Below are 24,933 nucleotides of genomic sequence, written 5' to 3'. Positions count from 1 at the left end.
AAACACGATTCAGGAGTCAGGAGGCTTTTGTATTCTAACTCCCAACTCCTGTACAGACGCGATTAATCGCGTCCTACTCCTAATTCACCTATCAAGACATATAGGGGTCTACACTGGCAATTTCAAACTCACACGCTCTAGAAACCTGTTCTGGTGGTAATTTTCCAAAGCTGATTAATGGTAAATATGTGTGGTTTGCCATCAGTTCTTTTGCTAATAAGAACCCAGTGATTGTCCAAGTTTGATATTTCCTAGCTTGTTTCCCAATCAGTCGCCCTTTTTTCCCATCGTAATACTCTGGCCATTCATCTGTACTGAGGCGTCCTTGGGCAACTTCAATCGCCTTTTGTGCAAGATTTGTTCTATTAGTTTTTACAGCCGCCCCCGCCAACATCCACATTAAAACTGGCCAACTACCAGCATTATGATACGACCAAGGTATATTTTTGGGGTCACATCCGGTTACAATTCTGTATTCTTCATGTTCCAAAGCTGGGAAACAAATTTTCATTGGCATATCTCCCACCAAATCATCCCAGCGTTCTTCAATGAGAGTCATAATCGCTTGTGACTGTTCTTCGGTGGCTAAGTCGGAAATGATTGCCATTAAATTTCCAAGTGAAAAGAAGCGAGTATCTAGCTGCGACGGGCCAACATTACCTGCTAGATAACCACCTTTTTTTGGTAGCCACTTGTCCAATTCATAATAAGGAACGGAATCTACATATATGTTGAATAGATTAACAGCAGCCTTGCCATATTCTTCACTTTTGAAGCGATAAATTGCATTTAGACGATTAATATCTATCCAATAATGCTGGCGAATATGAGCGCATAAAAGAGGTAAACGGTTATCAATGGCTTCAACAATATCGGAATTACCTTGACAAATTAGCAGTTCACGAGATGCACGTAATGCCGTGTAAAAGAGGACTTGCAATTCTAAAGGATGCCCATAAATGCCCATACGACGGTCAATCATACAAGCGCCATCTGGAACTAATAGCGTTGGGTACATATCAAAACGATTCGCCAAGCAGATTTCCATGATTAACCTGATACCATTTTGGAATTCAGGTTGATAGGCGAGAGAAAAATCTTTTGTGGAGACTACATAAGCGCGCAATAAAATAATCCACCATAAGCAAGAATCTACAGGCGTAACTCTAGCGATCGCATGTTCACCAAAGTCTGCTTCTAAATATTCTTGTCCATTATCTGATACTACTTTAAAGCTAGCTGGTATTAATCCTCGTCCTGGCTTATAGGCATCTAATGCCTTTTCTTTAGGTTGTAACTTTAAGGTTTCTTCTAAGAAATTACGAACAATATCGCTTCTACCTTTGATCAGAAAAATTAGAGCTGAAGAGACAAAATCTCGGATAAAGCACTGATCGTAATTGAGCGCTTCTACAGAAGCATCATAAGCGGCTACTGTCCCAACAGGGCGACCTTGATAATAGAGAATTGATTTTTCTAGCGCTAGCCATGCTTCTTCCACTTCTTTTAAATTCTCAGTAGTTTCCAATTCGTTTAGGTACATTGCCAAAATAACTCCATAAGGATTGTGAATTTGTGGTAGATGTGTCTTCATTTATTACTTTTGCTATTCATCAGCATAACAAAAACGATTCTTTGAATAGCAAAAATAATTTGTCAACAAAATAATCAACCAACAATAAATTTGCCTAAATGTTAGCAAATTTATTGTTAGTTAATTGCTTGTAATCTATTACTATTTTGGTGAATTCTAATTGTTGCTCTCCACCGCAATTAGTAACATGACTCCTAAAAACAGTTACATAAGATATATTTTTAGATTATTTATTGTTCCCTTGTCTGTCCAAAATCTTTGCTTTACCAAACAAAAACATATCTTCAGCGCTGTTTAGGCTTTGTGTGAAGTTCAAACTGGTTGCAGTGTATTTACTTGAGCAGTATTAGTTTTTGACACTAAGAAGTCAGGTTATTCCCCTATTATCTAATAATTTATAATGTTTTTTCAAAATATGCAAGATTAATTTTCAAATTTTTTAATATGTCAATACTTCTCAAGGGTTAAATATCTTACTCTGCTGACACATGATACGGGATGTTTATGGAAGCGCGTCAAAAATAATCAAGAGTGCTAAGTCGAAATACCGCCCATAAGTGCAGAGAATATACTCAGTACAGAAGTACTCAGTATTTAGCAAAGCAATGTTCATTACTGTTCTCTTGAAGCAGCCTTAAACACTTGTTCAGCAGTTAGATTTAGCTCTATTAAAGTTGGTGATTGAATTTGCTCATTACCACAAAACTGAGTTACTTGGTATTCGCTTTCCACTAATGTATAAACTGATATTGTCGGTTGCTTGGGATTGCCAATAAACCGTTTTCCACCAAGAGCAGCATAGTCAACAATCCAATATTCTGGAATCCCAATTTCTTCATATTCCGCGAATTTGAGAAAATAATCATCTCGCCAATTTGTACTCACAACTTCTACTACCAATGGAATTGATGCGGCTTGAGTAACTGATGATTTTTTCCAAAGTGGTTCATTAATTAAGTTAGAGATATTTAATACCAGCACATCTGGAATATAACCAGATTTTTTATCAACAGATTTGATTAATGCTTGAGCAGGAATTGAATAAGCTAGATTAAACCTCCGAATCTCAAAATTGAGTTCTCTAATTAGAAATGCTCTGACTAACTCATGTTCCCCTGTCGGCTGCATTTCAACTATTGCTCCTTTATGTAATTCATATCTCCCGTTCTCCGGTTTCCATTCGACAAATTCTTCAAAATTTATCGCTTCTACTAAATCTTGAAACATAACACTATTTCCTCAGATATTATTCATATTTTGACTAGCATCGATAAACTGCTAATCTCATATTACCTGCTGCTGGAATTCTTTATAAGCTCGATTAATTGCTTGCATTGAGGCTTTTGCAATTGTAGAACTATTAACATCAGGATGATACAATCTTGCTAATCGACGGTAGGCAAGTTTAACAACATTGGGGCGATCGCTCTGATTTACGCCCAAGACTTCCCACCATTCCCCCGATAATCCATCAAGAGTAAATTGACTCCAAATCTTGATGCTTCCGCCATTAGCGCCACTTACCAGCGTTTTACCATCAGGGCTAAAAGCAACGGGATGACACCCAGAAAGATTTTGTAGTAATTCCCCAGTGTGGAGCTTCCAAAGTTTGATTGTACCGTCTCGGCTGGCACTGGCCAGGGTTTTTCCATCGGGGCTGATGGCAACAGACAAAACCGCCGTTGAGTGTCCAGTCAAAGTGGAAAGTAATTCTCCAGTTTGGAGATTCCACAGTTTAATTGTGGTGTCTGTGCTACCACTAATAAGAGTTTGACTGTTATGACTAATAACAACTGTATTCACAGCACCCAAATGTTTAGTGAGAATATAGCGTTGTTCCCAAGTTTTGACATCCCAAAGCCTAATAGTTTTATCGGCGCTACCACTGGCAAGGATTTTACCATCGGGACTGATGGTGACAGATAAAACTGCGTCTGAGTGTCCATTCAATGTGCGTTTTACTGTTCCCGTGTAGCGTCCCCAAATTCTAATCGTTTTATCAGCGCTACCACTAACAATAATTGCCCCATCAGGACTATATGCTACCGAGTTAACAAAGCCATTATGACTATAGGCTGAGTTTAAATAAAAGAATGTCTGGAGAAATTTTTTTGTGTCTATCTGCCAACTGCTGATTTTGCAATCGACACTACCACTTGCAATCTGCTGTCCATCAGGGCTGATAGCAACAGATAAAACTGCTTCTGCTTGTCCAGAGAATGTATAAAGCCATTTTCCGGTTTTCAAGTTCCACAAATTAACTTGTCTGTCATCACTGCCACTGATTAAGGTAGTACCATCAGGACTGATTGCGATCGCATTAACTGCCGCTAAGTGACTCTTGAGTGTACGTACACATCTCCAAGTTTCAGGTAGCTGGGTTGTCGGAGATATTTTTTCTGGTTCAATATTGGGAGTAGGAGCTTTAGGCGTAACAAATTCTGATTTTTTCTTGAATTCAGCCTTAAGTGCTTGTAACTCGTCTTCCATTTCCAAACCAGCAAATTTTTGGTTGAGATCGTCACCAGATAAAAATGCTTCTAATTCCATCACTGCTTCAGAATAGTAGCCCATCTGCAAAACTTTCTCTTCCATCCGCTCAAAAAGCTGTGCTGGAGTTTCGCTAATTCCCGATTCATCTAACAGTTTGGCAATACCATAGGCGGCGAGTCCCACTACTGCACCAATTCCTGCCATTGGTACTGCACCAATACCAAATGCTAGTCCTACTTTCAGTGCGACTAAACCCATACCACCGACGACGCTATAAACACCAGCACCGCCCACTGCACCAATTCCCATTGTAGCGATCGCAACAGCATCTCCTTGTGCTATGGCTTTAAAAGCGCCATAAGCAGCTGCACCAGCCACAGCACCAGCAGCCACTACAGGAGTTGCACCAATTCCAACAGCGCCAAATCCGCCTGCTAATCCCATCCCGCCTACTGTTGCGGAAACACCAGCACCTGCTAGGGTTCCGCTTGCAATGAATGCTGCGCCTGTTTTAGAATTCTGTGTCATTGCCTAATGTTTTCTTGAAATTTTCTAGGGCAATCAGGTTTTTTCCAAGTAGAATTACTGTTGCTTCGTGCTGCTGAAGCTGAGTTTGAAGAGTAAGCACAATTTTACTGTGAACTATTTTACTGAGTATGGCTTCAAGGGCTAGATTATCATCATGATTTTTAAGAGCTATACAAGCTTTATCCTTCCAATATTTAGCTTCTTCTTGAGCTTTTTCATAAATCTCTTGAATGCATTCTTGATTCAAGATAGCACTTTGTATTGCTTCTTTTGTTTCACCAATAGCTTCTAATAAAATTACTTTACTATCTTTTTTATCTATAGCAATATTTTGAGGTTTATGTGGCAGCAACATTTCTTTCTTAAGTCGCTGTAATTCCTCATCAACATCTTCAGAATTGATGAATAGATGTGAAACCTCTTGTGTATAAGGTTCTATCTCTAAAAATTTATTTTTTTTAGGCTCAAAATCGCTAATAGTACCATTTATTTGAGGCTTGCTGCATAATACTTCTTTCTCTGCTTCTGAAACCTTTTTCTCCCAAGATGCCAAACTACTTTGAATTGCATCTACTTGTAGTTGTTGCTCCTTTACCAAGGTTTTTAGCCTACCAGCAATTGCTTGATATCGTTCCCTTTGGAATTTTGCTTGACTAATTAAATCCTGATTATTTCCTTTCAAAGCAAGTTGATATTCTTGTTCCCATTTATCAGCTTCGGCTTGAGCTTTTGCATAGTCTCGTTGAGCAATTTCTTGGGCTACTCTGGAGTGGCTTACTCCTTCGCGTAACTTTCGTAGCGCATCCTGTGATGATTGATTTTGGTCGGAAAGTCCCATAAGTTTATCTGAGTAGCCTGATTACCCAGAGAGTATACTAATTAATACTATTGCGTCCTCGTAAAAATTACTTAAGCCTTGACTTTTCCTTTTAATGCTACCTCAGAAAAGTCTCAGTACAATATTTCATTAATTCGTAGCAAAATAACTTAAGCAAAGCTCTGGGTTAGTCTGCGTCCCTTTGCGTTTAAAAATATAACGATTTTACACGCTCATTACCAAATAATCGAAACTAATCCTGATGCAGTTATATTTGAATCACAGGTTAATAGTTGTACTTCATTACCTTTACTTGCTAAAACTAGTGCAGTCGCAGTAATTTGCCTATCGTGCATTTCATTAATAGCAGATAAGCTCATAGTTATTTTAATTACATCTTTGTCAAGTGGATAAATTACCACACGCGGATCGGCTTCAACTACTGAAAGTAAATTCTTAGCAGAAGGAATAGATGTTCTTCCTCTCTCAACAATCCAAACAGCTTCAGCTAATGTTGTAGCTGGTATAACTAACTGGGAATCAGGATTAGAAACAATAGCATTGGCATTCGCACCTAATCGCGAATTTCCTTCAATAAACCAGATCAGAGCATGAGTATCAATCACGTACTTCATAATTACCTATGACCAGTCTAAGCCGTCTTCGGTATCTCCATGAAATTCAGTAATTTTAAAATCGTTTTCTGTTGATTGTTTATTCCCAGAAAACATACCAAACCGCATTATCTGCTTTTGGATTGGAGATTTTTCTGATTCTAAAAAAGTTACAATAACACGGCTTTCTGACACATCAGATGGTAATTCTGAAAGTTGTATATTACCGTTTTTATACACTCCTTCAATCGATTGCAACATTAGTATTTACCAAATTTGTACTCATATAAATTATAAAGTTAATACTAAAAATAGGCTTATTTGCTTAAAAACATCAAATTTTTGGACTGCATTGACGCTAGCTGCTGCTGTGCGTTACTTCTCCATGTTCACCAAAACACGCAAAGCTATCAAACCAACCAGCAGTAGTCCTGCTAAGGAACTCTGTAGCGATCGCACACCATACATACACACTCTATCGATTATGTCAAGCAAGCCTGCGCTTTTATTAATTAGCAAATAGGCTAACTTGAACCAAAACCCATACACAATCAGGGAATTATCAACAACCCTGATGAAATCTACTGAAAAGATGGAATAACATTTGTGTGTGCTTCAGCAAATTGTGTATAAGAGTTGAAAATGACGATATGGCAACATCTAATATCCTCAAAGAACCACAGCTTTTGCGGCTGGGTAGCTTGTTTGGTGGACTGCGTGGCGATTTGACGGGAGGGCTAACAGCAGCAGTGGTGGCATTGCCTTTAGCTTTAGCCTTTGCAGTGGCCAGTGGTGTAGAACCAAAGGCGGGACTTTACACCGCGATTGTGGCGGGAATTGTCGCCGCAATTTTTGGTGGTTCGTCAGTACAGATTACAGGGCCAACAGGTGCAATGGCTGTGGTTTTGGTGGGAATTGTCGCCAAGTACGGCCTTGAGAAAGTTTGGATTGCTGGGGTGATGGCTGGGATTATCCAGATTGCCTTGGGGGTTGCCAAACTTGGACAGTTAGTAAAGTTTATTCCTTATCCAGTAACGGCAGGTTTTACTAATGGTATTGCCGTGATTATTTTTTGTGGTCAGTTAAATAATTTCTTTGGTTTAAAATTACCACGTAGCGAACATTTTTTGCCCGGACTTTGGCAAAGTCTAACTCATGTAGAAGCTCTAAATTGGGCAGCAGTTGCCTTAGCTGTTGTGGTGATTGCAACTAATCTTTTATGGCCGAGAATCAATACGACAATACCAGGTTCTTTAGTGGGACTGGTGTTAGCAACTGCGATCGCTTCTGCTTTCCATCTGAATGTACCAACAATAGGCACGATTCCCCAATCTTTACCGATGCCTCAAGGTATTCCCCACTGGAATGATTTTGGCTTGATTCGAGAACTAATTAACCCGGCTTTGGCTTTAGCTGCACTGGGGAGTATTGAATCGTTGCTATCTGCTGTGGTGGCTGATGGTATGACAGTCAGCGAGAAACATAATAGCGATCGCGAATTAATTGGTCAAGGTTTGGCTAATATGATTGTGCCATTTTTTGGTGGTATTCCTGCCACTGGTGCGATCGCTCGGACTGCTGTTAATGTCCGTTCTGGCGGCAAAACCCGACTGTCTGGGGTAATTCACGGCGTTGCTTTAGCCATTATTGTTTTAACTTTAGCACCCCTAGCAGCGCAGATTCCTTTAGCAGCACTTGCTGGGATTCTGATGGTAGTTAGTGTGCGGATGGTTGAGTGGGAAGCCATTGGTTTATTGATGCGTGCTACCTACTCCGACTTTGCGGTGATGATTCTCACTTGGCTAGTGACAATCTTGTTTGACTTAGTTCTCGCTGTCGAAGTGGGATTGATTGCAGCCGGAGCCTTGTTCATCAAACGCATGAGCGAATTGAGCCTAGCTAAAATACCTGAAACCGAAGTATTTCCCCCCGGTACTCCTTTGGAATTAGGTAAGGAAATTGCCGTTTATCGGGTAGATGGCCCCGTATTTTTTGGTGCTGCTGAACGATTTGCTACCTTCCTCCGCGATGAACCGGAAGTGAAATATTTAATTCTCCGGTTGCGGTTTGTGCCAAATATGGACACAACTGGGTTAGTAGCCTTAGAGGATATTTATCACGACTTAGAACGGCACAATTGCCGCTTAATTCTCACAGGTTTACAACCTGAAGTCCAACAACTACTAGAACGTACAGGATTGTTAAAAATAATTGGGTTATCAAATTGTTTTGAAACAACCACAGAGGCGATTTGCTCTATCTCTCCGCAGATTGCATGTTCTCAACCTGTAGCAGCTGATTTGAAAACAAAAGAATCGATGGAATTAATTGACTGATAATACAGCAGAATTCAGGAGTCAGAATTGTCGAATTCAGAACTAATATTATGTCCGCTTGATTACTTATTAAACCCGAAGAACCCCACCTCGCCAAAGCTGCGCTTCGTCTCCCCTCCCCGCAAGCGGGGAGGGGATTAAGGGGTGGGGTTCTTCTACCTCCCAAAAAACACGCTTTATATCATTAAAACCGTGGCAAAGGAAGCGATCGCGGCGACCTTATAAATATTAAAATAAAGCCTGTATTCATTATTGAATCAGGCTTTTAAGGTTTTTTAGGAAATTTGTACGGAGAACTTCAGTTTAATTACCGAATAGCGAATCCTTCTGGTCTGATTGCATCTTCTAAATCAACGCCCATCAGGTTAGCTCCCTGGATGTTTGCATTTGTCAGATTTGTCTTCTCAAAGTCTGCGTTCTGTAGGTTAGCGGTTTGCAGATTGGCTCCCAAGAGGTTGGCTTTCTCTAGGTCTGCATCAAAAAGGTTTGCTCCCATCAGGTTGGCTCCCCAAAGGTTTACCTTGCCTAAATCTGCCCCTTGAAAGTTAGCCCCTTGTAAGTTTGTTTGCTGCAAGTTAGCTCTTTCTAAGTCTGCATTTTGTAAGTTAGCACCTTCCAAGTTTGCTGCTTGCAGGTTTGTATCCTTTAACATTGCTCCAGCCAGGTTACAGCCGACACATTCATTGGTTTGTAATAAATGTCTAACGTTATCTGCTACAGACACTATTGGGGATACAACCGGAGATATGACTGGTGCTGTCACAGGCTCCATTGGTAATTCAACTGGAGCTAGTTCAGATTCAGTAGGTATGGATGGTGTTAGTGTTTGTGCTCTAGCACTGGGCTGGATAAGTAGAGTAAATCCCGCTACAACTACCAGAAATACTGCTGTTACGAGCCACTGAGTTAATTTTTTAGAGTTTGATTGATTCATTAGTTCCTTCATAATCTGATTCCTATTGGTGGGCTTGCTTTTATAAGAGCCATCGATAATGTGCTTTATTCTCACTTTAGATAACAGAATCGATAAGAGCAAATATTATTGTTATTCATATTGATAAATTCAAGTGATTAATAAATTTTTTGGGGCGGGAAACGATCGCTGATTTTTTGGCTAACATCAGGAATTGCGATCGCCTCATGCCTAGTTCCCAAGCATTGCCAGACTAGGTAAAAGTCGATATGTTTCACTTTTAATCAAGATAGACAGTCCCAAGTAAATTAAGACAAAGGGGAAGATTTTCCGACCGTAGCGAGTTAAAACAGGAGCCATGAGAGGATTACGAGTCAGGTTGTAAGAGAGTAAGCACCACACCCCAACAGTGAAATAGCAAACACAGACAATTACGCCCAAACTTGGAAGATTGCTACTGGCAAACAACGGTACATAAATTCCAATGTTGTTTCCTCCATTGGCAATGGTAACAGCAGAAACACGGTAAGTTTGAGGATCGCGGATGGTTGCCAATAGTGATTTCTTTTGGCGTCCAGATTTTACGGGAGAGGTGAAGTCAACTGACACTGCTTGTACTGTCTCTCCTTGCTCTTCTCGACTGATAAAATTACTGATACCAATGGCGATGGGAAGCAAACCCAGCAAACCAATCCAGGTGCTGGGAATAATCAGACCGCCGAAGAAACCAGGGAGACTGGCGCATACTAAGGTAGTAAATCCCAGAAATTCACCGATAACAATATGTTTAGGACGAAAGTGACGATTGACTTTCCCGAAGAAAGCTGTCAAATATAAGTTGTCGTCAAAGGTAGTTGCAAAAGCGACAGAGATTCCAATCAATAATGTACTAATTAGCCAAGCCATAATTGTTGCTCACAGTAATGCAATGCTGTTTGTATTAGTCCTTTCTGCTTCTCGATGTGAGGGCAGCTTAGGAGATTTTGTGACTGTTTTTCTAACGACAACCGATCGATATTCGTTATTTATCAGCCAATTACCCAATTTTTAGAGGCATCGCCTCCAATTAAATTGGTGATTTTTTTCTCAGCAAGGTACCTTGGGAGCTCATGAAGTTAATATTATGGCTTTCAGCCAAATAAGAGCAAATACTCTTGTTTTTTAAAATGATAAATAAAAGTGATTGACAATTTTACTCGATGTTTTGGGCTTTGTACCTATTGACACTGATGAGGGGAAAAGGGAAAGAAAAAACCTTTAACCTTTTCTCTAAACCAAATTCTGAGTTCAAAATGCACAAAGCGAGTAATATTGAATACTGAGCTATTGTTTGAGAAACTTCTATGCGTAGTTTACCGCCGTAGGCATCGCTCTTATTGAAGAGAACCCTTGTCAGATGATGAAGAGTGCTGAGTTGAAAGTGCTGAGTGCTGAGTTAAAAGACCGCCCACAAGGGGCGGGGCATTTACCGAGTGCAAAAGTGCTGTTAGCGGAAGCGGGGCGTTTAGCCCGTACTCTTTTTCTTACTCAGGACTCAGCACTCAGCACTCAGTACTGAGGATGGTAAAGGCTCGGATATCCTTGACGGCTAGCATTCAACATCGGTAATATGACTAATCGCCCTCTGACTTCAGTTTTGAGACGTTCAGTAATGTTGGACTTTTAACTTGTAATTATGCTAACTAGTGTTGACCGTTTATTATTTGTCCGGCGAGTCCCGATTTTTAAGGAATTGCGGGATGATTTTATTGTGCGGCTCACTTCAGTAATGAACGAATTGTCATTCCCAGCTAATTACACCATCTTTCGACAGGGAGAAGAAGGGCGATCGCTCTATATTGTCGTCTCCGGTCGAGTTAAAGTTCACATTGGTAATAAACAGTTGGCAGAGGTGGAACAGGGAAAATACTTTGGTGAGATGGCAGTATTCGATACTCAACCTCGATCTGCCACTGCCACGACTCTAGAACCTTGTGAATTTTTAGAACTGACGCAAGAGCAACTATATGATGCGATCGAAGAAACTCCCGAAATTGCGGTGAATATCATTCGTGAGTTATCCCGTCTGATTCGCAGATTAAACGACGATATGAATGTAACTTCTTTGCGGAGTTAATAATCAAGTCAATCTTGAGCAGTCGAGAGTAAATCTAACGAAATTAATAAAAGAGAATCAGAAAAATTATGGCAACAGACGCGGTAATCTTGCGCCTAAAAAAGGTTACGGAACAGCACGCCGAACTTCTGTACTTTCATATAAGCAACCCACATCTGTACGAATACCTTGAGGAGCAAATCCCGACTCTCATGGAGGTTAAGCAAAAATTTAAGTCCGCCACCCTAGAAAAATCACCAGATAACGAAACTATGATCTGGCTGAAATGGGTTGCTGTAACTCCCCAAAACCAATATGTTGGTGTAGTCGAGATAGGTATTTTCGACGATCAATATGCGGAAATCGGCTTTATGACATTCGTTGGTTTCCAGAACCGAGGATATGCCCACGTCTACAGTTCTCTAGCCATTGCCGAAACCCAACAACGCTTTAACTTATCCACACTACACGCATCGGTGAATGAGTACAATCTTGCCTCCCGTAAAGTGGTCGAGAGGCTTGGGTTCCACTTACACAAAATCAATCGCAATGCAGAGTTTGTTAGAGGCAAAGCTTCTGATGAATTAATTTACCGCTTGACCTTTTGAGGTTCTTCTTCTGAAGCGTAGGTTTCCATAATGAAAATTTTTCTAATACTTTTTACAGCAGTTTTCATTAGCAATATGAGTGAAAAAGAATATATAGACGTAGCACTGCTACGTCTATACAAAGATTTTGGAGAACGCAAGATGTGGTTCAAAATAAATGAAAACTGCTGTAAGTTTGATTATTAAACTCAGCACTGATCACTGCTTATTACTTAGGTTCACCCAGACCAGGAGTTTCTTCTTTATCAATTTTAGGCACAAAATCAGGACGTTCTTTGCTTTCCCAACCTGCGGGGCGTTTCGAATTGTACCAAGCTATTGACCCAATGGTGACAGCAGCAATAAAACCAACGACATACACCAAGGTAAAAGCAACAGGAAAATGAGGGGCAGCATCTATAGCTGGTGCTGCTGTTTGCATAAATAATAAATTCATGAGTATATTCTCCACAGTTAGGTAACACTATTGAACACCCTATAAGATGAGCGTATCACCTAACATCCCTCTGTAGTTTAGTTTGAACAACTTCATATTGCATAAAAAAGGGCAGAGGGGAGGGGGAAGTCGCTGACAAGTGTAAGTTTGTTGCACCTGTTAGCCTGCCGCACTGCCTCTTCTTCAGCATTTATATCTCTGCCATGCAGACTCGACTATTTGAGCAATGATTTCTGTGTATGTCACACCACCCAAACGTCCCATAAGTGGCAAGTCTGAGCGGATATGATGTAGCCCTGGCAATGGGTTAACCTCCATAAACTGCAACACACCGCTAGGATCGCAGCGTAGATCCACGCGCGCAGCATCACGGCAGCCAAGAGTATGGTAAGCATCCAGCGCCAGTTGCCTTGCTTGTGCTGCCAGTGGTTCGGGATCTATGAGCAAATGATAAGATACCCGTTCCAGATACTCATCTTTGTTGAGGGTGGTGTAGGCAAAAGCTTCCGCTTGCCCTGTAAAAATTACTTCCATCACACCTACTATCTGTGAGTTGCTACCGTTGCCAATAATGCCTACTGTTACTTCTCTACCAGGAAGAAAGGTTTCTACGAGTATTGGTTGCTGAAAAAGTTCGTGTAACGCTTGATAAGCATTTACTAGCTCCTCGCGTTCTTTGACAAGAGAACGCCCAGTTACCCCTTTAGAACTGCCTTCCGCCATAGGCTTAAGGAAAAGTGGCATTGGCAACGACACAGCCGCTGCTTCTGCGGTAGTATTCACAACCTCAAAGGGAGCTGTCGGCAAACCGCGATCGCGCACTACTCTCTTAGTTAGTGCCTTATCTAACGTCAGGGCGCAGGTAAGCGGATCGGAAAAGGTGTAAGGTTGAGCGAATAATTCGCAGATTGCCGGAACTTGAGCTTCACGAGAGCGACCCTTTAAACCCTCAGCAATATTGAAAACCAGATCCCAGCGATCGCCTTTTACCAAACGCAGAGCAAGTTCTCTACCATTACCAACACGTTCAATCTGATGACCTAACTGCAATAGTGCAGTTTCCAGCCCGATGATGGTTTCTTCATCGTCGAACTCCATCACCTCAGAGGCACTGAAACCAGCCTTAAGATAGTCCGCCTTCAGGTCATAACACAGACCAATAAATAACCCCATAGCCCTATAATTCCCAGTGAGAAAGCTTTCTCTGTTAGCTTTAACGTACAAATCAAATATCTTAATTAAGGAATTCCGATTATTAAATCCTTAATTAAGTGAAAATATCTCATCAACAACATCAAACCATATAGGAGATTTATCATCAGGAGAACCGTTGTAGTTGGCAGTAATTTCTTCTCCCGCTTCTATATCTCGATAGGCAATGAGATCCAACTCTCGGTCAGCGAATTTTTTCACATAATAAGTATTGGGATGGTAGGAATGATTGATTAAGGAAGATAAACCTAGAGCGATCGCCGCAGCTTTATCTTCCCAATCGTAGTAATAGTTGCCCAAAATCGTTTTATCTAGGAATTCAACCTGTTCTGCGGGTATAACAACGACTGGCGCTCTCTCAATGAGTTCTCCTTTCAAAAAATGCTTCTGTGCGAAGACACCTCGACCTTTTAGGTTTGTATTACCAACAATCAACATTCCAACTAATCTCCTGCGATTACTTAGTTTTTTGGTTTGCCAAGAATTCAACAGAACCTATTCCAACTGGCCCTTTTTGATGATGGCGATCAACTCGCGTACAAATGTATAGTGTTAACCCTACTCCACTGGATCTACATAGGTATACGTCTGGCCTGCCCAATTTTGCACTGTAGCTGTACCATTCTCATAAGCAACTAGAGTCTCAGCTTGAATTGGGACTTTGCCACCACCGCCAGGGGCATCAATTACATAGGTTGGTACGGCGTAACCAGTAGTATGACCACGTAATTTAGAAATTAAATCAAGCCCAGTTTGCACACTCGTTCGCAGATGTGCAGTGCCAACAACTGGGTCGCATTGATAAAGATAATAAGGTCGTACACGCAGCTTGAGAAGACCGTGAAACAGATTCTTTAGGGCTTTTTCAGAATCATTCACACCTTTTAACAGCACGGTTTGACTGCCTAGAGGAATGCCGCCATCAGCGAGGCGATCGCAAGCTTGTGCGACTTCTGGGGTAAGTTCTTGCACATGGCTAAAGTGCAAAGATAGCCACACACGATGTTTACGAAGCAAGGCAACCAATTCTGGTGTAATTCGCTGCGGTAAAAAACTCGGCACACGAGAACCAATGCGGATAAATTCAATATGCTTAATGGCACGCAGCCGCCTAAGCAAATTGTCTAAAGGTTCATCAGCCATCAATAGAGGATCGCCACCGGAAATTAGCACATCACGGATCTCGGTGTGTTCCTCCAGATAAGCGGCGATCGCATCCAACCGTCGCGTTACTGGGTACATCTCACCTTGGCTCACCAAACGAGAGCGGGTGCAGTAACGACAATAAGCGGCACAACTATCTAGGGCAAGTAGCAAAACTCGGTCAGGATAGCGGTGTACGAGTCCTGGTACTGGAGTGTCACCATCCTCACCGCATGGATCTACCATGTCTGCTGGACTAACTATTAGTTCTTCTTGCCGTGGTATCACTTGTAACCGTAGTGGACAAAGGGGATCTTCTGGATCGAGTAGCGATGCAAAGTATGGAGTTACGGCTACAGCAAACTTCTCTGGTGCAATTAAAAGTCCCTGTTCTTCGGTAGCACTAAGCCTTAATAACTTCTGAAAGTGTTCGAGCTTAGTCAACCGATGCCGCATTTGCCAGCGCCAATCGTTCCAGCGTTCCTGGTTGTAAGTCTCTCCCAAAATCTGACAAATTTCTTCACACCGAATATCAGTTACTAGAGGATCTAGAGTAGTGTTTTTGATCATAATTAGACCTAAATTAAGCTGGGAATAATAAACAAATCACAGCCTAATAGAGTGCGGCGCAAATCCAGCTACCATCTCAATTAAGCAAGCAGACAAATAAGGGTAATTCATGAATTGCCCCTACTCAATTCCCTTGTTAAAGGTAAGCAAATTTCTGTCACAGTGTATTAGTATGTTTACTTAGATTTTTAGTTAAAATAAAAAAATTTACTCCAAGGCTAAAAATAAGTGTTTTTCTATACATAATACACTTATGCTGTCATGATAGCGATCGCTCTTAGAGTGTCTTTGTTATCTTGAGTCGGTCAGAATTTCCGGGTTTTATTACGTATTAATACATAGATATATGTAATATTTAATTATGTAAGAATTTTTGGGGCGCGATCGCCCGCTGCATCTGCTCAAAGTATTGTGTGAATTTGAGTAATGTCAGAAAATCCTCCAGAAATTCCAATACATAGAAAATGTGGAGCCGCCAGAAGTTAAACTGACAGCTTGAGGTAGGGTAAGTAGGTTAGCACAATTAAACCGAACTATACAAAGTTTTGTATGGGTAAAGGGAAAAGGTTAAAGGGTAAAGGTTTTTCCCTTTTACCCTTAACCTTTACCCTTCTTAATTTAGTTGTGTTTTTTAGCACCTACTTACTTAACAGAAGGCGATGTCTCCAGTTAAAAAATATACCGTCGTAGGGGCGCAAGGCCTTGTATTGGTGTCAACTTAAGCCGAAAACTATATCGGACAGACGTTTTGCAAATCCCTCACGCCCTCATCCCCCTTCTCTTTAGGGAGAAGGGGGATGCGGGCTATCTTTAATTTTGAATTTTTAACTTGCTCAAGAAGGCGCGATCGCGTCAAAATAAGAGTTAAGACGCTGTAATCTAACTTAACAATGGCCATAACGCAGCTTGAGCAAATTTCCCGTCAACTAACACCGCCAAATGAGCGGGGATATGAATATGATTTGGTAATTGTCGGCGGTGGGATTATTGGATTAACTCTAGCTTCTGCTTTAAAAGATTCTGGTTTGAGTATTTTGCTAATTGAGGCAAAAGTGGCATCAGCGGCGGTAGCTAAGGGACAAGCTTATGCAGTTCATCAGCTTTCGTCGCTAATTTATCAAGGAATTGGCGTTTGGGACAAAATGTTACCTCAAATCGCCAAATATTGCCGAGTCCGTCTTTCGGATGCCGATCATCCCGATGTGGTGGAATTTACCACAGATGATATAAATACAGCAGAGTTGGGTTATGTGGCAGAACACCAAGCGCTGTTGCAGCCGTTGCAAGATTTCGTCCAAAATTGCCCCAATGTGACTTATTTGTGTCCGGCGGAAGTGGTAAATACCCAATACCAGCAGAATATAGTCGCCATTGAGATAAAAATTGCCGATCAACTAAAGACAGTTCGCAGCAAATTAGTTGTAGCAGCAGATGGATCGCGATCGCCAATTCGGCAAGCTGCTGGAATCAAAACCTCTGGCTGGAAATATTGGCAATCTTGCATCGTCGCCTTTGTCAAACCAGAAAAACCCCACAATAACACCGCTTACGAAAGATTTTGGTCTAGCGGCCCCTTTGCGATTTTACCTTTACCGGGGAACCGTTGCCGCATCGTTTGGACTGCGCCCCATGAAGAAGCAAAAGCTTTGTGTGCTTTAAATGATGAGGAATTTTTGGCAGAACTAAGCCGCCGCTATGGCAATCAGATGGGAAAATTGGAATTACTAGGCGATCGCTTTGTTTTTCAGGTACAACTCATGCAAAGCGATCGCTACGTTCTCCCGCGACTAGCATTAATTGGTGATGCGGCGCACAATTGCCATCCCGTCGGCGGACAAGGTTTAAATTTGGGTATTCGGGATGCAGCAGCTTTAGCGCAAGTAATTCAAGTAGCCCACAAAGCGGGTAAAGATATTGGCCATATTCAGATTCTCAAAGGTTATGAACGCTGGCGCAAGCTAGAGAATCTGACAATTTTAGGTTTCACTGATTTGTTAGATCGGATGTTTTCTAATAATTTCTTCCCTGTGGTGGTAGTTCGTCGCCTGGGTTTATGGTTTTTGCAGCGAGTACCTGTATTAAAAGTATTTATGCTGAAATTGATGATTGGCTTAAAGGGGCGGACTCCAGAATTAGCAAAACGATAAAGCTTGGGAACGCGATCGCTGATATATTTACTTTTTAGATTTGCAAAAAGTTAGCGATCGCCTGCGGTAATGGCAGAATAATTACAATCAGCAAAGCCATTGCCAATAAACCCCAAACGTCACGTTTGTTATCCAATTCAGTGACATCATTCAGTGCAGGTTCATCAATCAACGGCATAAATAATAAGATAATCGCCCACACCAAAAATTCTTCCCGAACTAAAGAAAGTAGCAGCAACAACACACGAGCGATTTGACCAATTACGATCGCAGTTCGTTGTCCAAACATTGCATGGACAATGTGGCCTCCATCTAATTGTCCCACAGGCATTAAATTTAAGGCTGTAACAATTAGTCCTAAGAAACCTGCTACTGCAACTGGATGCAAATCGAGGGCTGATGTTGCTGTTAACTGACTTCCCAAAGCTAACTTCGAGAGTATAGCCAGTAAAATTGAATACTTGGGATTGAGAGCATCAGGATTTAAAAGTCGGGTTTTTTCACTCAGGGAAACCACATCAGAATGAGCCAAACCCCAGATTAGTAATGGCAAGGTGACAACAAAACCTGCAATTGGCCCAGCGATACTAATATCAAATAAAGCTTTGCGGTTAGGAATGGGACTACGCATCTGAATAAATGCGCCAAATGTTCCCAAGAAGAAAGGCACGGGAATAAAGTAAGGCAACGTCGAGCGAATCTTGTAAAATTTAGCTGTCAAATAATGCCCAAGTTCGTGAGTGCCCAAAATAGCCATCAGTCCTAAAGCATAAGGCAATCCCTTGAATAAGACTTCTGGGTTAGATAGAAGTTTGAACAAAGATCCAATTTGCCAGATAGGCGGCAGAGTAACACCAGCATTTTCCACTCCCACCAAGGTAGTAGTGATCAAAGTGGCTACTAGCAGCATCAGCGCTAATCCTGGACGAGTTAATCGTTCCTGGTTGCGTTGTGGTGTATCTGTCTGTTTCGCAGCTTGAGTGTTGGGAACTAGGACAAAGAAAGGTTTGCCATTGAAGCCTTCTTGAAAAATCAGCAAGAAGCGATCGCCAAATTGTGCTTCAATATTAGTTTTAATCTGCTGGTAAGCGTTGCTGGCTTTAGTTCGCAACTGACCCCGGCAAATCACAGATTGTGGTCGATACTCAATATTTTGAACGTAGTATACAGACCAAGGAAAACAATTTCGCAGTTGAGTTTCTTCGGCTGGTTCAATGGGACGCACTATTGGTTCTGGGATAGGCTGGATAGTCGGTTGTGATTCTGAGGCTGGGGTTTGGGCTTCGTCTGTCTGTGTATCTCTTGGTACTTGACGCCCCCATTGAAACAACGCCCAGTACAAGACTGTGCAGACAAATACCGACCACAGGATCAGCCCTGGCGGTGGAGGTTGTTTCGCCCCGTAGATTAGCGTCCATCCACTCAACAGGAATGCTGGTGTCATTAAAACCAGCCACAACAACCATACTGGTGTTCGGGTGATCAGAGCAACGCTGCGCTGCACCATTAGATAAGTAGCAAGCCCCAGCAGGAGGATAAACAGAAACCAAAATGCCATGTTCTCTTCAGTAATTTTGACAAAACGCCCCACCAGTAGCTTCAGCACCATAGCATTAACTACAAGGCAGACCTCAAATCCCAATTTTTTTCACAACGGTTAACAGTGCTGGTTAAGGCTCAAGTTTCAATTCTTGAGAATTTCTACACTGTAATCAAATTGTCCACAACTCCTCAGTTTCGGTTCTTTGATTATGTGCCCTTTACCTCAACAGCCAAGTCATACAACTAAGCCACCACGGGCTGTCTTCCCTGACGAAGTTCTCAGCGGAGGTTCTCTGCAATCGGACTTCGCACAAGAGAGCATTTTTGCCTTTCCACCCAATCGGGACACATTAGGGGGAACCTCTTATTTTATTGTAAGAAATGAAGGCAATATCCTCATAGATTGCCCTGCCCTAGAAAAAACAAATCAAGATTTTTTGCGATCGCATGGAGGCGTGCATTGGTTATTTATCACCCATCGCGGCGCCATTGGCAAGACTGCTGAATTTCAGCAAGCCTTGGGCTGTGAGGTGCTGATTCAAGAGCAAGAAGCTTATTTATTACCAGGCTTAACCGTAACTACCTTTAGGCAAGAATTTACTCTTGATGCCGCAACACAAGTAATTTGGACACCAGGGCATTCTCCCGGCTCATCTTGTCTATACTACAGCAAACTTGGAGGTATATTATTTTCTGGTCGCCATTTACTCCCTAACCAGCATAGTCAACCAGTACCATTGCGGACAGCTAAAACCTTTCACTGGCCAAGGCAAATTCAGAGCCTTCGATTGTTGTTAGAACGTTTTACACCAGAAACTCTCCAGTATATTTGTCCTGGAGCTAATACAGGATTTCTGAGAGGTAAGCGGGTCATAGATCGAGCTTATCAACACCTCGCCTCTCTAGATTTACCAACTTTGCTAGGGATACAACCCCTTTAGAGGTAGCAGGGCTAGCTTTAACCGCAAAGGTAAAATTTTGTCAATATTATTACAGCAGTTTTCATGTATTTGAACTACAGCTGTCGTAGGGGTGCAAGGCCTTGCTATAGGTGTCAACTTAACGCTAAACCCGCTTGTGACAAGGTTTTGCCCTCACCCCCCTCTCCCATCCGTGAGAGGGGAGCTAGACATTCAATTCCCCTTCTCCCTTGGGAGAAGGGGTTACATCATGTTCGCTTGATTACTTATTAAACCCGAAGAACCCCACCCCGCCAAAGCTACGCTTCGTCTCCCCTCCCGAAGAGCGGGGAGGGGATTAAGGGGAGCCAGTGCGGTCTTGGGGTCTCCCCAAGTGGAGCATCTGGCGTGTGGGGTGTAATGACTGTGGAAATCATAACTAATTATGCGAACATGATATTAGGGGATGAGGGCGTGAGGGATTTGCAAAACACCTGTCTGATATAGTTTTCGGCTTAAGTTGACTACCTATGAAGGCCTTGTACCCTTACTAATCAAGATTTAGGTTGAGCGTGAGTGCAAAACTACAACAACTCTGTGATGGAAAATAACCGTTGTCGGTCTATTTGTTGAAGCTTGATTTTTTCAGCGTAGAAAGCCTGATAATAATATTGATACCGCTCTGGTTCCGCTTCTGGATCGGTTTGTTGCCATAATTCCAAAAAGTGACGATAGCGTTTTTCAAGCATCACTAAATCCATACAAGCGATCGCAGCTTGAACTACTTGCGGAGTCCGCAGTATTTCTTTCTGGTTTTTTTCATCCACATGAAATAAATGGGAAATTAACCCGATCTCGCTGTCAAATTCTAAGAACCGGTCTTGGAGGCGGGAAATTAAATTTGGTAGAGACACAAAATTTTTCGTCTCTCCATCACCCGATGAAATATCTAAAATCTGTTGCCATAAAAATCGATGATGGGAAAGGCTAAATTGCAAATCTCGCTCCTCTAGTTCGTCAACAATCATTTGACGCTGTTCGGGACAATGCAAGTAAATTCGCAATAATAACGCCTCTGCGTGTTCTAAAAGGCTGCGTTCTGTCGGGAGTGGGGAGTTGGAACTTGTACTGAGCGTTCGCGTAGCGTCTCGAAGAGAAGCCGAAGTAATGGGGAGTCGGGATTTACTAGCTCCCCATGCTTTCTTCGCTGATATCGGCTTAGAATATGTCGCCGCAGCCGGAGCAATTTGAGTTAGCAGATTTTCGACTCTTAAGGGTATAAGTCTGGTATCTCCCAAGCTGAGTATTTCTGCACAGTAGGAAACATAATAATTTCGTGTATCGCTGTTAACTATATTCTTAAGTAATTTGACTATTTGCTGAGTTACTTGCTGAAAATCGGTAGCCTGTTTTAAGTCTCGGTCTTGAATAATTTGCTGAATCTGCCAGTCTAGCCAAAGTGGCGCATTTTTTAGCAGTTCTCCATAATCTTCTGGAGTGTGACTATGCAAATATTCATCAGCATCTTTACCATCGGGTAAATTGAGAATTTTTAGCTGAACTTCGCCCTTGTATGCCAGTTCGGCAATTTCACCAATCGCCCGTTCAGCAGCATTGGTTCCGGCTTTATCAGCATCAAAGTTGAGTATTAATTGTTTCGATTCGGTGTAGCGTAATATTAACCGGACTTGTTCTAAGCTTAAAGCTGTACCTAGTGAGGCGATAGCGTTATTAATACCAGCAGCGTGGAGAGCGATCGCATCAAAATATCCCTCCACTACCACCGCTTGATCGAGTTGAGAAATCCCATCTTTGGCTTGATCGAGGGCAAATAATGTTTTACCTTTACTAAAAAGTTCGGTTTCTGGTGAATTCAGATATTTAGGTTGTTCATCAGTCAGGGTTCTACCACCAAAAGCAATGACGCGTCCTTGAACATCGCGGATGGGAATCATCAAGCGATCGCGAAATACATCATAATACCCACCACCTTCTCGGCGTGGCTTAATTAATCCCGCTTTTTCCAGTATTTGCACTGGGTAATGTTTATCATCCACTAAATAACGATAGAGAGTTTCCCAACCTGCGGGAGCATAACCTAAACCAAATTGCTGTATAGTTTCTTCTTTGAATTGGCGGTTAGATTGCAAATATTGAAATGCTTTTTGCCCTTGAGATTGTCTTAAGGCGTGTTGATAAAATTGTGCGGAGGAAGCGAGAACTTCATATAACTGCTCGCGCAAAGATAGCTGACGCTGTAATTCTTGGCGTTGTTCGGGTTCTAGAGTTTGCACAGGTACTTGGTAACGCCGCGCTAAATCCAGCACCACGTCAGCAAAAGAACGCTTTCCCAACTCCATGACAAACTTAATGGCATTTCCCCCGGCTTGACAGCCAAAGCAATAGTACATTTGCTTGGTCTGGCTGACGGTGAAACTGGGAGATTTTTCATCATGGAAGGGACACAAACCGACGAAATCTTTCCCGCGTTTGCGTAAAACTACGTATTCCGAGACTACATCTACAATATCAGCCCGTAGTTTAACTTCCTCAATAGTGTCTGGGTGCAAGCGGGGAATTTGCATGGCTTTGTCATTAGTCATTAGTCATTGGTCATTAGTCATTGGTCGTTGGGCATTAACTTTGAAAAAAGGACAAAGGACAAAGGACAAATGACTTCTGATAGCTATTATATTCTTGTTGCCACACCAAGAATGATGTATACAATTGCTTAGACTTAATTTTACCAGAGGAAATACTGAAAATGGGGCGTATTTTTATATCAGCAGCTCATGGAGGCAAAGAAGCAGGAGGAATAGATCGAGGTGCGATCGCAGGTGGTACAAGTGAAGCAAAAGAAATGATTCTGCTGCGAGATTTGATTGTCACGGAACTGAGAGCGCGGAGTTTGGAAATTTTAGCGGTTCCTGATGACTTGAGTGCCACCCAAACTATCACCTGGATCAATTCCCGCGGCCGCCGGGGTGATGTCGCCCTAGAAATTGCAGCTAATGCGGCTAATAGCCCTTCTGTGCGTGGGGCTAGCGTTTTCTACATTGCTAATAATAGCGATCGCAAGAGCAATGCTGAACAGTTACTAGTGGGATTGTTGCGCCGCGTACCCCAATTACCGAATCGGGGAGTCAAGCCAGATACAGATAGTGGATTGGGTAGTTTAGCATTCTGTCGCCAGACAACGCTGCCAGCTTTGGTGATGCAAGTAGGGTTTCTCAGCAATCCAGAGGATCGGGCTTTGCTGCAAACTCGTCGCCGCGATTTTGCTTTGGGAATTGTCGATGGATTGGTAACTTGGAGTCGTGTAATTGACCCCACTCCAGGAACTCCGATAGAAGCAAATTATCCGCCAATTAATATCAATATTAATGGACAAAGTTACTCGGAACAAGGAGTGCTAGTTAATGGTAATGCTTACATTCCCATCGATTTAGTAGACCGTCTAAGAATTGACCTTTCAAAAGCAGCTAATGTCAATCGGATTACCTATCGCAAAGTAGTTTATGTTAAAGCGATTGAACTGCGAGATTTTAATGTTGCAGTTAATTGGGATGCGGCAACTCGTACTGTCAGCTTGCGATCGAATTTGGTGGTTTGCCCTGGCCAATTTGAGCGGTTAATGTCGAACGGTAATACTTCCGAAGTACAGTTACAATTATTTCTAAGAAACAATAATGAAAATGCTTTAGTAAAGTTTCCTGACATCCCAAAACTTTATCGGGAAGAAGCAGGTATAGAAGGAGTAAACTATGATATTGCCTTTTGCCAAATGTGTGTAGAAACTGGATTTTTACGGTTTGGTGGTGATATTAGACCTGAGCAAAATAACTTTGCAGGCTTAGGTGCGATCGGTGGTGGTTCGGAGGCTGCGTCTTTTCCAAGTGCCAGAATTGGAGTCAGGGCGCACATCCAACATTTGAAAGCTTACGCCAGTTTAGAACCTTTGGTGCAAGAAGTAGTAGATCCAAGGTTTCGCTTTGTTACACGCGGGATTGCGCCATTAATCGATCAGCTATCAGGGCGATGGTCAGCAGATTTGGATTATGGTACGAAGATTTCAGCAATGCTCAAACGATTATATGAATCAGCAGGACTTCTTTGAGTATTGAGTAACTTATTCTAAGTAGGTCTGCGTCAAAAATTGTAGTTGAATAAAGCAAGAAGCAAGAGAGCTTTAACCTAGTTTATCTTTGTTTACATAGTTTGGTTTTATTATGCCAACCTACTTATCATTTTTTAGGGCATTGTTACCTAGAATAATATTCATAAAATTTCATTTTAATACTCTAACTGAAAATGTTAGGTGGAGATGTTAATAAAAAACCTGAGCGCTGCACAAAGTTGATAAGCGAAGAAAAGCGGTCTAAGAATTCGGTTGGAGGAATCTGCCGAAAATTCGGGTATGGCTCTACTTGAGAGTACAATAGACTCATGAAATTTCAGTGGGATGCAAACAAAGCAGTTAGTAATGCCGAAAAGCATAGTGTGTCTTTTGAAGAAGCTGTTACGGTTTTCGGAGATCCACTAGCCATCACAATTCCAGATCCTGATCACTCAGTAGGCGAATTTCGTCTTCTGACTACAGGTTTATCAAGGTCACAACGTCTTTTGGTTGTATCCCACACAGAGCGAGAAGCTGAAGTGCGTTTGATCAGTGCTCGTTTAGCCACTCGACAGGAGAAAAGAAGCTATGAGTCAGGAACCTGAAATGACCGTTAATGAAGAGATGAAACCTGAATATGATTTTTCAGGTGGTGTCCGTGGCAAGTATTACGAAGCGTATATGCAATCGAGTAATGTTGTGGTTCTTGATCCAGATGTGGCAGAAATCTTTCGAGATTCGGCTTCTGTTAATGAGGCGCTGCGATTGCTTGCAAAAATTGCGAAGGCAACGGCAGCATAACCAAAACTTACCCAAACAATAGCCGAAATCTTGATTTTTAGGTAGGGCAATTCATGAATTGCCCCTAC

The 24,933-nt window shown here is 42.0% G+C and carries 23 protein-coding genes; 9 read left to right on the top strand and 14 right to left on the bottom strand.

All coding sequences use genetic code 11. The features are described 5' to 3' along the window. Positions 1 to 91: 91 nt before the first annotated feature. From RMY16_RS05375 to RMY16_RS05350, 6 genes are all read right to left on the bottom strand, one after another. Positions 92 to 1,543 carry a glycoside hydrolase 100 family protein gene (locus tag RMY16_RS05375; RefSeq protein WP_322735496.1) on the bottom strand — a complete coding sequence of 484 codons (1,452 nt, stop codon included), beginning with the start codon at positions 1,541 to 1,543 and terminating at the stop codon, positions 92 to 94. Between the two features lie 663 nt (positions 1,544 to 2,206). Further along, entirely contained in the window at positions 2,207 to 2,821 is a 615-nt protein-coding gene (locus RMY16_RS05370; protein WP_322735482.1) for a Uma2 family endonuclease, read from the bottom strand. 57 nt (positions 2,822 to 2,878) lie between these two features. After that, positions 2,879 to 4,615 carry a DnaJ domain-containing protein gene (locus RMY16_RS05365; protein ID WP_322735481.1) on the bottom strand — a complete coding sequence of 579 codons (1,737 nt, stop codon included), beginning with the start codon at positions 4,613 to 4,615 and terminating at the stop codon, positions 2,879 to 2,881. Then, on the bottom strand, positions 4,599 to 5,453 hold the full coding sequence (locus RMY16_RS05360; protein ID WP_322735480.1) for a hypothetical protein: 855 nt from the start codon (positions 5,451 to 5,453) through the stop codon (positions 4,599 to 4,601). The genes RMY16_RS05365 and RMY16_RS05360 overlap by 17 nt, the downstream gene beginning before the upstream one ends. Before the next feature lie 215 nt (positions 5,454 to 5,668). Further along, entirely contained in the window at positions 5,669 to 6,067 is a 399-nt protein-coding gene (locus RMY16_RS05355; protein WP_322735479.1) for a type II toxin-antitoxin system VapC family toxin, read from the bottom strand. 6 nt (positions 6,068 to 6,073) lie between these two features. Then, positions 6,074 to 6,307 (bottom strand): hypothetical protein, encoded by a 234-nt coding sequence (locus tag RMY16_RS05350; RefSeq protein ID WP_322735478.1) that lies wholly within the window; start codon positions 6,305 to 6,307, stop codon positions 6,074 to 6,076. Between the two features lie 389 nt (positions 6,308 to 6,696). Here RMY16_RS05350 and RMY16_RS05345 point away from each other — a divergent pair, with 389 nt between their 5' ends. Next, positions 6,697 to 8,382, top strand: a complete 1,686-nt coding sequence (locus RMY16_RS05345; protein ID WP_322735477.1) for a SulP family inorganic anion transporter — start codon at positions 6,697 to 6,699, stop codon at positions 8,380 to 8,382. Between the two features lie 307 nt (positions 8,383 to 8,689). On the opposite strand, the gene RMY16_RS05340 is transcribed toward RMY16_RS05345, so the two are convergent. Together RMY16_RS05340 and RMY16_RS05335 are read right to left on the bottom strand one after the other, a co-directional pair. Next, positions 8,690 to 9,316 carry a pentapeptide repeat-containing protein gene (locus tag RMY16_RS05340; RefSeq protein WP_322735476.1) on the bottom strand — a complete coding sequence of 209 codons (627 nt, stop codon included), beginning with the start codon at positions 9,314 to 9,316 and terminating at the stop codon, positions 8,690 to 8,692. Positions 9,317 to 9,526: 210 nt separating this feature from the next. Then, the gene (locus RMY16_RS05335) at positions 9,527 to 10,201 is read right to left on the bottom strand and encodes a cadmium resistance transporter (protein WP_322735475.1); all 675 of its coding nucleotides are present in this window, start codon (positions 10,199 to 10,201) and stop codon (positions 9,527 to 9,529) included. A 490-nt stretch (positions 10,202 to 10,691) separates the two neighbouring features. Between RMY16_RS05335 and RMY16_RS05330 the strand changes: the two genes are divergently transcribed. The 3 genes from RMY16_RS05330 (at position 10,692) to RMY16_RS05320 (ending at position 11,998) form a co-directional block, all read left to right on the top strand. Further along, complete coding sequence (locus RMY16_RS05330) at positions 10,692 to 10,853, top strand: hypothetical protein (protein ID WP_322735474.1); 162 nt, start codon at positions 10,692 to 10,694, stop codon at positions 10,851 to 10,853. A 117-nt stretch (positions 10,854 to 10,970) separates the two neighbouring features. Further along, positions 10,971 to 11,411, top strand: a complete 441-nt coding sequence (locus RMY16_RS05325; RefSeq protein WP_069074674.1) for a Crp/Fnr family transcriptional regulator — start codon at positions 10,971 to 10,973, stop codon at positions 11,409 to 11,411. Positions 11,412 to 11,479: 68 nt separating this feature from the next. Then, positions 11,480 to 11,998: a GNAT family protein gene (locus RMY16_RS05320; RefSeq protein WP_322735473.1), complete on the top strand. Its 519-nt coding sequence runs from the start codon at positions 11,480 to 11,482 to the stop codon at positions 11,996 to 11,998. A gap of 208 nt (positions 11,999 to 12,206) precedes the next feature. Here the strand turns inward: RMY16_RS05320 and psb35 are convergent, their stop codons facing one another. The 4 genes from psb35 to RMY16_RS05300 form a co-directional block, all read right to left on the bottom strand. Then, on the bottom strand, positions 12,207 to 12,434 hold the full coding sequence (psb35, locus tag RMY16_RS05315) for a photosystem II assembly protein Psb35 (protein WP_322735472.1): 228 nt from the start codon (positions 12,432 to 12,434) through the stop codon (positions 12,207 to 12,209). Positions 12,435 to 12,617: 183 nt separating this feature from the next. After that, on the bottom strand, positions 12,618 to 13,607 hold the full coding sequence (locus RMY16_RS05310; RefSeq protein WP_322735471.1) for a D-alanine--D-alanine ligase: 990 nt from the start codon (positions 13,605 to 13,607) through the stop codon (positions 12,618 to 12,620). Positions 13,608 to 13,697: 90 nt separating this feature from the next. After that, complete coding sequence (locus RMY16_RS05305) at positions 13,698 to 14,084, bottom strand: SET domain-containing protein (protein ID WP_322735470.1); 387 nt, start codon at positions 14,082 to 14,084, stop codon at positions 13,698 to 13,700. Positions 14,085 to 14,204: 120 nt separating this feature from the next. Then, complete coding sequence (locus RMY16_RS05300; protein WP_322664057.1) at positions 14,205 to 15,359, bottom strand: KamA family radical SAM protein; 1,155 nt, start codon at positions 15,357 to 15,359, stop codon at positions 14,205 to 14,207. Positions 15,360 to 16,249: 890 nt separating this feature from the next. On the opposite strand from RMY16_RS05300, the gene RMY16_RS05295 reads away from it, so the two are divergent. Next, on the top strand, positions 16,250 to 17,506 hold the full coding sequence (locus tag RMY16_RS05295) for an FAD-dependent hydroxylase (RefSeq protein ID WP_322735469.1): 1,257 nt from the start codon (positions 16,250 to 16,252) through the stop codon (positions 17,504 to 17,506). A 34-nt stretch (positions 17,507 to 17,540) separates the two neighbouring features. On the opposite strand, the gene RMY16_RS05290 is transcribed toward RMY16_RS05295, so the two are convergent. Next, a complete protein-coding gene (locus RMY16_RS05290; protein ID WP_322735495.1) occupies positions 17,541 to 19,064 on the bottom strand; it encodes a site-2 protease family protein in 1,524 nt (507 codons plus the stop codon). A gap of 193 nt (positions 19,065 to 19,257) precedes the next feature. Here RMY16_RS05290 and RMY16_RS05285 point away from each other — a divergent pair, with 193 nt between their 5' ends. Beyond that, the gene (locus tag RMY16_RS05285; protein ID WP_322735468.1) at positions 19,258 to 19,989 is read left to right on the top strand and encodes an MBL fold metallo-hydrolase; all 732 of its coding nucleotides are present in this window, start codon (positions 19,258 to 19,260) and stop codon (positions 19,987 to 19,989) included. 542 nt (positions 19,990 to 20,531) lie between these two features. Here the strand turns inward: RMY16_RS05285 and dnaG are convergent. Then, a complete protein-coding gene (gene dnaG, locus RMY16_RS05280) occupies positions 20,532 to 22,532 on the bottom strand; it encodes a DNA primase (protein WP_322735494.1) in 2,001 nt (666 codons plus the stop codon). A gap of 179 nt (positions 22,533 to 22,711) precedes the next feature. On the opposite strand from dnaG, the gene RMY16_RS05275 reads away from it, so the two are divergent. From RMY16_RS05275 to RMY16_RS05265, 3 genes are all read left to right on the top strand, one after another. Then, the gene (locus RMY16_RS05275) at positions 22,712 to 24,064 is read left to right on the top strand and encodes an N-acetylmuramoyl-L-alanine amidase (RefSeq protein ID WP_322735467.1); all 1,353 of its coding nucleotides are present in this window, start codon (positions 22,712 to 22,714) and stop codon (positions 24,062 to 24,064) included. 329 nt (positions 24,065 to 24,393) lie between these two features. Next, a complete protein-coding gene (locus RMY16_RS05270; protein WP_322735466.1) occupies positions 24,394 to 24,669 on the top strand; it encodes a BrnT family toxin in 276 nt (91 codons plus the stop codon). Next, positions 24,653 to 24,865 carry a hypothetical protein gene (locus RMY16_RS05265; RefSeq protein ID WP_322735465.1) on the top strand — a complete coding sequence of 71 codons (213 nt, stop codon included), beginning with the start codon at positions 24,653 to 24,655 and terminating at the stop codon, positions 24,863 to 24,865. The genes RMY16_RS05270 and RMY16_RS05265 overlap by 17 nt, the downstream gene beginning before the upstream one ends. Positions 24,866 to 24,933 lie beyond the last annotated feature (68 nt).

Source organism: Nostoc sp. DedQUE12b (assembly GCF_034530835.1).
Classification (GTDB): Bacteria; Cyanobacteriota; Cyanobacteriia; order Cyanobacteriales; family Nostocaceae; genus Nostoc.
This window is presented reverse-complemented; position numbering and strand designations above follow the sequence as displayed.

Coding starts and splice junctions, on each gene's coding strand:
- RMY16_RS05310 (WP_322735471.1), bottom strand. CDS start 13,607: ATGGGGTTATTTATTGGTCTGTGTTATGACCTGAAGGCGGACTATCTT.
- psb35 (WP_322735472.1), bottom strand. CDS start 12,434: ATGAATTTATTATTTATGCAAACAGCAGCACCAGCTATAGATGCTGCC.
- dnaG (WP_322735494.1), bottom strand. CDS start 22,532: ATGCAAATTCCCCGCTTGCACCCAGACACTATTGAGGAAGTTAAACTA.
- RMY16_RS05370 (WP_322735482.1), bottom strand. CDS start 2,821: ATGTTTCAAGATTTAGTAGAAGCGATAAATTTTGAAGAATTTGTCGAA.
- RMY16_RS05335 (WP_322735475.1), bottom strand. CDS start 10,201: ATGGCTTGGCTAATTAGTACATTATTGATTGGAATCTCTGTCGCTTTT.
- RMY16_RS05355 (WP_322735479.1), bottom strand. CDS start 6,067: ATGAAGTACGTGATTGATACTCATGCTCTGATCTGGTTTATTGAAGGA.
- RMY16_RS05345 (WP_322735477.1), top strand. CDS start 6,697: ATGGCAACATCTAATATCCTCAAAGAACCACAGCTTTTGCGGCTGGGT.
- RMY16_RS05285 (WP_322735468.1), top strand. CDS start 19,258: ATGTGCCCTTTACCTCAACAGCCAAGTCATACAACTAAGCCACCACGG.
- RMY16_RS05375 (WP_322735496.1), bottom strand. CDS start 1,543: ATGTACCTAAACGAATTGGAAACTACTGAGAATTTAAAAGAAGTGGAA.
- RMY16_RS05330 (WP_322735474.1), top strand. CDS start 10,692: ATGATGAAGAGTGCTGAGTTGAAAGTGCTGAGTGCTGAGTTAAAAGAC.
- RMY16_RS05340 (WP_322735476.1), bottom strand. CDS start 9,316: ATGAATCAATCAAACTCTAAAAAATTAACTCAGTGGCTCGTAACAGCA.
- RMY16_RS05275 (WP_322735467.1), top strand. CDS start 22,712: ATGGGGCGTATTTTTATATCAGCAGCTCATGGAGGCAAAGAAGCAGGA.
- RMY16_RS05320 (WP_322735473.1), top strand. CDS start 11,480: ATGGCAACAGACGCGGTAATCTTGCGCCTAAAAAAGGTTACGGAACAG.
- RMY16_RS05360 (WP_322735480.1), bottom strand. CDS start 5,453: ATGGGACTTTCCGACCAAAATCAATCATCACAGGATGCGCTACGAAAG.
- RMY16_RS05365 (WP_322735481.1), bottom strand. CDS start 4,615: ATGACACAGAATTCTAAAACAGGCGCAGCATTCATTGCAAGCGGAACC.
- RMY16_RS05290 (WP_322735495.1), bottom strand. CDS start 19,064: ATGGCATTTTGGTTTCTGTTTATCCTCCTGCTGGGGCTTGCTACTTAT.
- RMY16_RS05265 (WP_322735465.1), top strand. CDS start 24,653: ATGAGTCAGGAACCTGAAATGACCGTTAATGAAGAGATGAAACCTGAA.
- RMY16_RS05270 (WP_322735466.1), top strand. CDS start 24,394: ATGAAATTTCAGTGGGATGCAAACAAAGCAGTTAGTAATGCCGAAAAG.
- RMY16_RS05325 (WP_069074674.1), top strand. CDS start 10,971: ATGCTAACTAGTGTTGACCGTTTATTATTTGTCCGGCGAGTCCCGATT.
- RMY16_RS05300 (WP_322664057.1), bottom strand. CDS start 15,359: ATGATCAAAAACACTACTCTAGATCCTCTAGTAACTGATATTCGGTGT.
- RMY16_RS05350 (WP_322735478.1), bottom strand. CDS start 6,307: ATGTTGCAATCGATTGAAGGAGTGTATAAAAACGGTAATATACAACTT.
- RMY16_RS05305 (WP_322735470.1), bottom strand. CDS start 14,084: ATGTTGATTGTTGGTAATACAAACCTAAAAGGTCGAGGTGTCTTCGCA.
- RMY16_RS05295 (WP_322735469.1), top strand. CDS start 16,250: ATGGCCATAACGCAGCTTGAGCAAATTTCCCGTCAACTAACACCGCCA.